We start from the raw sequence: 11,359 nt of genomic DNA on the forward strand, positions 1-11,359 counted from the left end.
TATTTTATTTATAAAGATTATTCTATCGGATCTCCTGCTGTTTTTTTTGCAGGATCATATATTGCAACTCCGACCTTGGAGTCTGCACATCCATAGTATAAAAACCATTTATTATTCAAATAAGCCAAACCTTCGATAAACACTGTTCCATCAGCATACTGACCGCTCTTCTCGAAATCGGCTATAGGACGGAAAAAAGGCACATCCAGACGAGCAAGCACTTTATCCGGATTATTCAGATCAAAAAGAACCTGACCTGCACTATAAGTTCCGGCATTAAACCGATAGTCACGCCTGTCATCTATCCTGTTTTTACCATTATACAACAACAATATGCCATGATCGGTTATAATTGCCGGAGGGCCACATTCGGTAAGGTCACTGTCAAAATATTTATATCTGGGATAAATCAACCCTTTCAGTTCATTTTTTTCATTCAGTTGGGGAGTCCAGTTGACCAGATCATCCGATGTAGCTAAATTAACCATTTTTTCGCCCCAATACATCATATATTTACCATTAATTTTGGCTACAATCTGTTTACCATCGACAATCTTCGTTACAATAGATGCCGACTTACTTTCAAGATCTTTAAACCTGCCTTCGTATGCCTGAGCAAAAACAGGTCCGTGTTTAGTCCACTCCAACAAATCTTTTGATGTTGCCACACACAATCTGGGAACCTGTCTGTTCCACGCAGTATACATCATCACATATGTACCGTCTTCGGTTACAACCACTCTGGGATCTTCACAACCTCCTTCCCATTCAAACTCCTTGGCATTGTCTTCTGCAGGATATAATACGGGAGTTTTACCTCTCGTCATTTTCAGGCCATTGGTACTTTCAGCCAACCCTATACGGGAAGTCCTCTTACCTATACCTGTCGCCGAATTATCTTCGGCACGGTATAATACATATATTTTCCCGTCTTTGACTACTGCTGCAGGATTAAATGTATCACTTTCCTCCCAGCCTACTGAATCTTTTCTCATTGGACAGAAGAACTTCACTGTAGAATCGGGTTCTATAATCGGATTCACCCTCTCGGGACGGACAAAACCACCGAAAGCCCATTCGGGCAATACATTATCTTTATTCGAGTCTAACGCTTTCCCTGAAGGAGAAGGATTTGCACACGACACTAAGGTCAATGATATCAAAAATAATTTTATCAGATTCAGCTTTTTCATAAACAACACTTTACTTTTATTATTATTCAAGAATAGAGATAAAGCAGGATAGAATAATAACCTCTACCCCGCTTCGTTTCAAATATTTAATAATACTCTAATTTAATCAATACCTGTGTTTGGATATACAGGGTTACCATCCTGGATTTTGTACTAATGTCGGACACTTTTGTAATTCGGCCTGCATTATCGGGAACAAATAATGTTTGGGCGTTTCGAATACACGGGTTTCCTTACAGAAGCGTTCCATGCGATATTTAACACCGTTAATCTCAATCTTTCCATTCGGATCCTCCACTGCTCTCATCCCATTTATCATATGCTGAGTTCTGGGATACGGTTTGTGATAAACAGCCCAATATTTCTGAGAACGAGTCGTATTATCCGTGCCTGAAGCCAACCATTCTTTTTCTCTTGTAACTTCGGTTTCATTATTCGGTTCAAGATATAAACGGGTTTCAAACATTCTCTTATTTTCATAGAAAAACTCAACTCGGCGTTCACGCTTGATATACTCTTTCATCAGTTCTTTATTTGTTTTACAGGCGGCAGGCATCGGAGCCATAAAAGAACGTGCCCTCACTTTATTTACCAAATCGTAAATATCCTGATTAGGTCCTGATATTTCATTCACCGCTTCGGCATACATATACATAAACTCGGGTAATCTCCATATTGCGCCCGTCAATTTATAACTACCCGAGAAGTTATATGATTCTATAAGCCATTTTCTTAAATAATAACCGGTAGTCGTAGCATTGGATGCTCCTATACGATCCGAACCTGTAGAGGTATTAATAATCTCTTTGTTATTACTTCCATCTCTGAACGGAGCTCCATGAAATACAATATCCCGATAGAAACGAGGGTCTCTTTTTACTGACATATAAGGATTTCCATCATCATAACCATCCTTTATTGCCTGATCAGAATAAATTGGATAACCATATCCATCAGGACTGATATACTCATATTCATCTACTTGCTCCTGTACAGGCTGCAGACGAGAGCTTCCTCTCTTACTTGGCGGAAATATATCTCCAAACCAGCCCTGATCTTTTTCATTCGGTCTGAAAAAGACGTATTCATCAGCATAAGCTTCCGGATCGAAAAACATTTTCCACAAACGTGTATACACTGTAGAGTTGTTCATATCATTACCTGAATCATCTTTAAAATCCTGATTCGTATAACTTGTATAAAGTTTGTAACGAGGTTCTCCATTAAACTTAAAGTCCAGTAGAGCTTTTGCGGCATCGCGAACAGCAACCCAACGATTTGCATCATATGTACTATACTCGCTTTCGAATATACGGGTCCCCTTATATCCATAAGATGCAGCTCCATTATATAAAGGAGTAGCTACAATCCACCGAGCCGAAGCAATAAGCCCAAGGCAGGCACCCTGATCCACCCGTCCAAAATCAGCTGACGATTTATTCCACGACGCAGGCACTCTCTTATAAGCTTCCTGAGCATCTGCTGAAATTTTTTCGACCATTTCATGAGCTGAAATTTGTTTAAAATCCATCGCCTGATTAGGGTCTACTACATAATCGATATACGGAGCTTCTCCATACATACGAAGTAGCAAATAGTGAAAATAGGCACGAAGAAAATATGTTTCACCAATTCGTTTTTCCAGATCTCCTGCTCCTAGAGGATTATCAGGTGTATTATATTTCGCTACACCTGCTAATATCACATTTGTCTTTCTGATTCCCTCGTACAAATCCCACCAATACTGCCCGGCACTTCCCGGAAGATCTGTTATACTCCAGTCTCCGTTATTGAAACGGTTAGTAATATTTCCTTCCACAGTAGAGCCTTCGGCTTCGTCTGTAACAGCAGCCGATGAAAAGTGATTGAAAAATGTCAGTATCCTGTTTGCTCCATTGGTTTTATCATAAGCATTCGCAACCAGCTCATTTACCGAGCTGTACTGACTAAATACCTCTTGCTCGGTTTTCTGGTCATCCGGCAGCATATCCAGATAATCACTGCATGAAGATAACAGCAGTGAACATGCCAGCAGAGAGCTTCTTAATATATATTTAATGTTTTTCATCTTCATTCAGTTGTTAAAATGTTACGTCAATTCCAAAATTAAACACCTTCAATACCGGATACCAATATCCACTGGTATTACCAACTTCGGGGTCGAGATTCGAATCTCCTAATTTGTCAAAGGTCAATAAATTTTGGCCCTGAGCATATACCCTTACATTGCTCAATCCGGCAAACTTTATTACACGACGCGGCAAAGTGTACCCAACTTCTATATTTTTCAGTCTCACATATTTACCATCATACAAGAATAAACTGCTGTTCGAATTCTTATTATTAGTATGAGTTCCGATATGAAGAGCCGGATACTTAGCCGTTTCAGCAGTTTCTGGCGTCCATCTGTTCTTCAGGTGATAAGGAGTTACAGACCCTGTTTTATCCTGGTCGAAATTAGGGAAATCCCAAATAGCGGCATCTTTCAGCATGATAGAAGAATTTAAAGCACCTTGAAATAACACACTAAAATCAAAATCTTTATATTGAAGAGTTATCGGCAATCCGAATTGAATTTCGGGACTACGAGGATGCCCCATAGCTTTACGGTCTCCTATATCTGTTATTTTACCGTCTCCGTCCAGATCTTTGTAAACTGCATCTCCCGGAATTAGTTTGTTAGTAAACACACCTTGATATCCGGAAGCATTAAGAGCGTCGGCTTCCGCCTGATCTTTCACAAAATGGTCAAACTCATACACATAATTCAAATATAGAGACTTGCCTGTTTCGCCTCTCCACGAATTAGGATATTGTATTTCACCATTATATATCAACTTGTTACGCGCAAAAGAAAAATTCGGCTTTATGAAATACCTGAAGTCTTTTCCAATCTTATCTGACCATGTAACTTCAAACTCTATACCATGATTCTTTACTTTGCCCACATTCAATGGAGGTGCATCTTTGCCGACAATAGACGGAAATCCCATTTTATCATCATCCAGCGTTGTCAATATATCATACCGATCTTCATGGAAATAATCAAATGAAATTTTCAATCGCTGATCCAAAAACATGGCATCCAGCCCCAAGTTGAGTTTTTTCGCTTTTTCCCATGTCAAAGCAGTGTTTGCCAGTGTTCCTTCATTCAAACCATTCACACCCGATCCAAAGCTTGGATATCCGAAATTTGTTCCGCTAGAACCCCCGTAAAATTGGAGATATCCAAAACGATTGTCTCCCGGTAATTTATCACTTCCAACCAAACCATAAGAACCTCTCAGTTTAAACTGATCGAGCCATCCTCTGGTTTCTTCCATAAATTTTTCATTGGATATCATCCATCCGATAGAACCGGCAGGAAAGAATCCATAGCGTTTTTCTTTCGCAAAATTTTCGGAACCATTATATCCGAAATTAAATTCCGTAAAATAGCGATCTTCGAAATTATAAGTGAATTGCCCGGTCAATCCCTGATAGCGGCGGTTTGGTTTTGCATTTCTCGATCCTTCACTTCCGCTGTACACATTTTCATTCGATCGGTTGAGTAAGAGCAAGCCCGCTACCGAATGCTTATCCGCAAATTTATTATTATAGGTCAAGCGCAATTGATAGTAAGTTCGATGAGCCGGATTTTTAATATCCACACCATTACCTATAGTCTGATCTATTTCATATTTATTTCCGGTTTTATAAGCTCCTGCATAATTTCCCGGAGTCATATACACATCTCTGCCACCTTCACTGTCAACAGGCATAAATGTTGCATATTTAGGGTATTTACGATATCCGTCGTCATAAGTTCCCAGATTACGGTTGATCCACTCGTCATTCTTATCATCATACGAAAAAGTTCCGGCGACCTTCAATCCTTTTGTTATAAAGTCCAGATCGTATCCCATAGAAAAGCTGCTTTCTATCTGGGTTACTTTTTGTTGGGTATATCCTGTACGGGTAAGCTCTCCATTGATATTATACCGATAAATCTGATCACCATAAAGCATACCTTTAGGGTTATTTACATAATATTTGCTGTTAGATTCATTATCATTCTGCTCTACAAATATCGGAAGATAGGGAGGCTGGGTCATGGCAATAGTTACCAGCCGTTCGGCTGATGTACCGGGCGAACCTCTGTCTGTCATACGAGCCCCCAGATCTAATTTAATCCAAAATTTGTCTGTTATATTAATATCAATATTAGATCTGAAATTGTATTTTTTAAAAGATGCAGAAGCATCAAAAGCTGATAAATCGACATGCTTTAAATTGGTTCCCTGATCTGTATACCCTGCCATTACATAATAACGTGCAACTTTCGACCCACCTCTTACCGACAGGTTATATTCTTGCTGAATACCTGTTTTAAAAAGGTAATCAAAATAATCATTATTATATCCCAACCCATTTCTGAAATCAGCAATAGCCTGATCAGTAAACAAATTGGTAGGTGTACCACCTTCCATCAAAGCATCATTGCGTTTTGCCTCATTATACAACATGGCATAGTCTGCAGAGCCCAACAACTCGGGGAGCTTGGTTGGTCTGTTAAAACCTAACGACGCCTTAAAATTAACAGTAGCCTTTTCGGTAGCTTCACCACGTTTGGTTGTAATAACGATAACTCCGTTAGCTCCACGAATACCGTATGGTGCTGTCGATGCAGCATCTTTAAGTATAGTAAAACTTTCTATCTCGTTTGCCGATAAATACGACATATCCCGTTCTATACCGTCCACGATAACGATGGGAGACTGATCGCCATAAGTAGATTTACCCCGAATAAATAATTCCGACTTATCCACTCCTGGTTCACCTCCACTAAACTGATTGACAATCATACCGGGTAAACGCCCAGCCAATGCATTGTTTATATTAGCGGTTGGGCTTTGAACCAAATCTTTTGTAGTAATAGTAGATACCGCTCCGGTAATATTCTCTCTCTTTTGAGTGGTATATCCTACAACTACAACCTCATCCAAAGCTCTGGAATCTTCCGTAAGTTCAACATCTATTTGCCTGCGTCCATTTAATTGAACTTCGGTCGGACGATATCCAAGGTACGAAAATACCAGTGTTGCGTTCGCATACGGAACATTTACACTAAATTCTCCATTTATGTCTGTAATAACACCCGATTTTTCAACACCTTTTACAATTATAGCGACTCCTATAAGTGTCTCTTTAGTCTTACTATCGAGTACTTTCCCTTTCACTGTAACATTAGATTGCTTGACCTCCTGCACAGTTACCTCATTACCCTTGTATGCATACAATTGGGAGACATTTGCCGAAAGGAAAAATACTGCCAATAATATACATCCCCGAATAGAGGAAAGAACACCTTGTTTTACTTTCTTTCTTTTCATAGATTCATATTAAATTAAATTAGGTTTATAATGCCTACCTTTTCAGTTCATCCGAAAACGAATAGGGCGCATCTGACTGAGATATACCTCTTTGCTTATTCGGCACAGAAGACATATCGAAAACAATGCTGGCTCCATCTAATAAATCTTTGTGTGTCAGATAGTTTTTGGTATATACCTTTCCATTGAGCTTCATAGAAGCTATATAGCGGTTATTTGAGCTTGTATTATTTGATTTTATGATAACCTTTTTTCCATTTTCCAGATTCAATGTTGCAGATTTGAATATCGGAGATCCTATCACATACTGATCGGTACCCGGGCATACAGTATAAAATCCCAATGCCGAAAATACATACCATGCCGAGGTCTGTCCGTTATCTTCATCACCACAATACCCGTCAGGACTATAAGAATACAGTTTGTCCATAACCTCACGTACCCAGTATTGAGCTTTCCAAGGTTCAGCTGCATAATTATATAAGTAAATCATGTGCTGTATAGGCTGATTACCATGAGCATATTGTCCCATATTCATCACCTGCATTTCACGCATTTCATGGATTATACCCCGACTTTCCATCCCTTTATTTCCGGGAACAATAAATACAGAATCCATCATTGTGATAAATTCTTTTCTTCCCCCCATCAGGTCTATTAAACCTTGAGGATCGTGAAAAACACAGAAACTCCAATGCCAGCTGTTACCTTCACAAAAGGCTCCGCTCCAATCTTCAGCGACAAAGTTCTTATCGAACTCACCATTGTCACTTCGTCCTGTCATTAATTTGTATTGAGGATTATACAGGTTTTTATAATTCATGGCACGCTTGGCATAAATTTCTATTTCGGACTGGGGTTTATTCAGTTTTTTTCCTAGCTGGTAAATAGTCCAGTCATCATAGGCATACTCAAGAGTACGTGCAGCAGACTGTCCCCAGCCTACGTTATCAGGTACATATCCCAATTTATTATAATACTCATAACCCGCACGCCCCGATGCCGATACTTTCGGATGCATATTATTTGCCCCATGTTTCAAAGCCTCCCAGAGAGTTTCGATATCATATCCTCTTAAACCTTTGATATATGCATCCGATACAATTGAAGCAGAATTATTTCCGACCATAATGTTTCTATGACCCGGACTAGCCCATTCAGGCAAAAATCCACTCTCTTTATAAGCATTAACAAGACCTTCCTGCATTTTTTCGTTCATCGAAGGATACATCAGGTTCAGAAAAGGAAACAAACAACGGAACGTATCCCAGAAACCGGTGTCGGTAAACATGTATCCGGGTAATACCTGCCCGTTGTAAGGGCTATAATGCACAATCTCACCCTTCTCATTTATTTCATAAAAACTTCGGGGAAACAGAACCGAACGGTACAGGCAAGAATAAAATGTACGCAAACGATCGGTATTATCATCTTCGATAGAAATACGTCCTAATACATCGTTCCATACTTTACGACCTTTCTCTGCCACTTGATTAAATGAATCCGCACCCAATTCTTTTAAGTTCAATTCGGCTTGCTCGGGACTGATAAATGAAGACGCAACACGGGCATGTACAATTTCGCCTCGTTGTGTAGCAAAGCCGATTACTCCTCCAGCATGGCTATCCTTACTCTCTAGCGATTTAGAATTTATCATACCTCCGGCAACAGATGCTGTGTATGTGAAAGGTTTATCAAATTCCACTACAAAATAATTTTTAAAATTTTCGGGGACACCTCCACTGTTACGGGTCGTGTAACCAACTATTTTCTTTTCCTCAGGAATTATTTTCACATATGATCCCCTGTCAAAAGCATCAACAATAACATAAGCCTTATCGGTTTCAGGAAAAGTAAAACGAAATATGGCTGCACGTTCTGTCGGGGTTATTTCCGTTGTTATATCATAGTCGGCCAAATAAACTTTATAATAATTAGGTTTTGCTACTTCTGATTTATGAGAAAACCAACTTGCTCGCCTGTCCTGATCGAAAGTTAAGTTGCCGGTGACAGGCATAATCGAAAATTGCCCGTAATCATTCATCCATGGGCTGGGCTGATGGGTTTGTTTAAAACCTCTGATCTTATCAGCTGTATAAGTATATGTCCATCCGTCCCCCATACTCCCTGTTTGAGGTACCCAAAAGTTCATTCCCCATGGTAACGCTATTGCAGGATATGTATTTCCCGTGGATAACTCGAACTTCGACAATGTACCTGTAAGTGTACTCACATAATCTATTGGTTCCGTTGTCTTTTGAGCAGAAACAGAAGACAAAGCAATCGTACAAAGAAGGACTGTAAAAGCTTTTTTTAAGTTGTTTTTCAATGCCATTTTACTATTCTATTATTGTTATTTACCTTAATGATCTAATACATAAACCGATTCGACAATACACAGGAATGGCCTGCAGAGGAAGTTATCCCTGCTCTATTCCCTTATAATCAATAAGATTAGATTAATTAATTGTATTTAATAAGTTTGTTTGTAAAGTTTACCCATCACCTGCTTCCCGGCATACTAAAAGATGGAGGAAGAGCATCATCAGAAGCAGCCCAATCTTTATCAGGATGTTTACCCATAATAAACACCAATTTTCCGCCCTTCATCAAATCATCGTGACTGAACCACGATTTATTCCAAATTTTACCATTCAGTGATGCTGACTGAATATATTTATTATCAGGTGAATAATTTACACATTCAACCTCAAAGGTTTTTCCATTACCGATATCCAGCTTTACCGATCTGAAGACCGGACTGCCTATCACATACATTGGTAAACCGGGAGTTACAGGATAAAAACCTATCTGAGAGAACACAACAAAAGCAGTCAGACCACCTCCATCTTCATCACCTGGAATACCCATCAGATCATTTCTGAACCATTGGGTTAATAATGTTCTTACCCGTTTTTGAGTTCTCCACGGCTCTCCTGCATAATTGTACAGATAAGGCACATGCATACTTGGCTCATTACCCATGGAAAATTGGCCTACATTTCCTGTATGATCTGCATAAATATGATAAAAGTCAGGTCTTCCTTTGCCTAAAGGGGTATCATACATTTTTTCGAGTTCATCAACAAAAGCTTTTTTCCCACCCATCATTTTGACCAAATCTCCAAGATTATGCTGTACATCCCATTTATAAACAAAGCCTGTATTTTCGTCATAAGCATCTCGTCCACCTATACCCGGCGGAAAGCGATAATCAAGATTAGGCATAAAGTTTCCGAATGTATCTTTCGGATGGAAAAACTTAGTATCGGCATTGAATATTTTATGATAGTTCAGACTCCGATTACTAAAATACTTATACTCATCATTCTTTTTGAGAAATTTGGCAATCTGCGCCAAGCACCACTCATCATACACAGTGCCCAAAGTAACTGCGACAGGCTGACGCCGTTCCCAACCGTGTACTTCGGGAGCTGTCTCATTCTCTCCCGGAGCCAACGAAGGAAAATAGCCATGTTCCTTAAAGAACTTATCCAGAACACCAGCCGGTTTAGAAGACCACGGAGCTAATGTTTTTTCCGTTATAGCAGCCTTACACGCGTTATACGCCTCTGCTAGATCGAAGCCTCTCAAACCTTTAACATAGGCATCAGCTACCATAGCCACACCATGGTTGGAGTTCATCCGCCGGCTATCACCCGTCACTTCGGGAAAATTCGGCATCCAGGGACGAGACATTTGCTGAGTCATTACCACATACGAATTTATCATGGCATTTTCCATCTGAGGTTCAATAATTATCCTCAAAGGATGGGTTGCCCTGTAAGTATCCCAAATCCAATCATCTGTATAAAAAGGAGTACCATTATCGTTATGCACTTTTCCATCATATGCACTAAAATAATTTCCATCCTCCGAAATACAGATCATCCGTTCATAAGTTCTGTAGAAAGATGTGTAGAAAATCGTTTTCTGATCTTCATCATCTCCATTAACCTCTATTTTCCCTAATGTTTCATTCCACAACCGACGTCCTTTAGATTCAACACTTTTCAAATCATAATCCTTTATTTCTCGATGCAGATTTTTCGCAGCCTGTTCTGAACTGATAAAAGATACTCCATATCTCACTTTTAGTTTGGTTACTCCTTTGGAAAATTTCAACGCCACACAGGCATTCTCACCATCCGATGCTTTCTTGGAATTATTAAACTTATCATCTGATATTACACCTGTATCCTCGGGGTTCCTGTCTATTTCAAGATAAAGGTATACAATCGTATTATTCTGTAATTTCTGGTATCCTTTAACAATATTACCATCAACACTCATTTCTCCGTTTCCTGAATTTAACATCAAATACGGAGGCAGAGTGCTATTCGTAAAAGACAACTCATAAATAGCCGACTGATGAGACACTGCATAATCTGCATTTATACCATAATCATCCAGATCAACACTATAAAAATATGGTTTGACAATCTCATTGTCATATCCAAACGGAATTACTTTTTTCAGGTTGGAAACATCTCCTTGAAAGGGGCTCAAGTTAAAAGCCGAACTACCTCTATGGCTTGTAACAATAATAGGCAGCCCGTTTATTTTATTGCCTGTATAATTTTCTCTTTCGGGATACACACGCAACATGCTATTCGGCAAATGTATTGTAGGATAAGTTGGAACCAAAAGGTGGCTAATATTCCCTATATAAGGGTTAACATAATCGACAGGCATTTTCGAATCCACATCTGCTTTTACAGACATAGACATAAGGCTTATCAGAAAAAAAAGAATTGTATGTTTCATAGTCATCCATCAAATAGTTTAGATTTT

The 11,359-nt window shown here is 39.2% G+C and carries 5 protein-coding genes; all 5 read right to left on the reverse strand.

Annotation, left to right across the window (positions count from 1 at the left end; all coding sequences use genetic code 11):
- Positions 1–17: 17 nt before the first annotated feature.
- Positions 18–1,193 (reverse strand): beta-1,2-mannosidase, encoded by a 1,176-nt coding sequence (locus tag AABJ51_RS09130; RefSeq protein ID WP_338375743.1) that lies wholly within the window; start codon positions 1,191–1,193, stop codon positions 18–20.
- Between the two features lie 133 nt (positions 1,194–1,326).
- Positions 1,327–3,261 (reverse strand): RagB/SusD family nutrient uptake outer membrane protein, encoded by a 1,935-nt coding sequence (locus AABJ51_RS09135; RefSeq protein WP_338375745.1) that lies wholly within the window; start codon positions 3,259–3,261, stop codon positions 1,327–1,329.
- A 13-nt stretch (positions 3,262–3,274) separates the two neighbouring features.
- On the reverse strand, positions 3,275–6,565 hold the full coding sequence (locus tag AABJ51_RS09140; RefSeq protein WP_338375747.1) for a SusC/RagA family TonB-linked outer membrane protein: 3,291 nt from the start codon (positions 6,563–6,565) through the stop codon (positions 3,275–3,277).
- Positions 6,566–6,599: 34 nt separating this feature from the next.
- Positions 6,600–8,900 carry a GH92 family glycosyl hydrolase gene (locus AABJ51_RS09145; RefSeq protein WP_338375749.1) on the reverse strand — a complete coding sequence of 767 codons (2,301 nt, stop codon included), beginning with the start codon at positions 8,898–8,900 and terminating at the stop codon, positions 6,600–6,602.
- A 167-nt stretch (positions 8,901–9,067) separates the two neighbouring features.
- Positions 9,068–11,290 carry a GH92 family glycosyl hydrolase gene (locus tag AABJ51_RS09150; RefSeq protein ID WP_434781389.1) on the reverse strand — a complete coding sequence of 741 codons (2,223 nt, stop codon included), beginning with the start codon at positions 11,288–11,290 and terminating at the stop codon, positions 9,068–9,070.
- Between the last annotated feature and the right edge of the window lie 69 nt (positions 11,291–11,359).

Origin of the sequence: Indolivaga capnocytophagoides, from assembly GCF_036511535.1 — a bacterium.
GTDB lineage: Bacteria > Bacteroidota > Bacteroidia > Bacteroidales > Dysgonomonadaceae > Dysgonomonas_A > Dysgonomonas_A capnocytophagoides.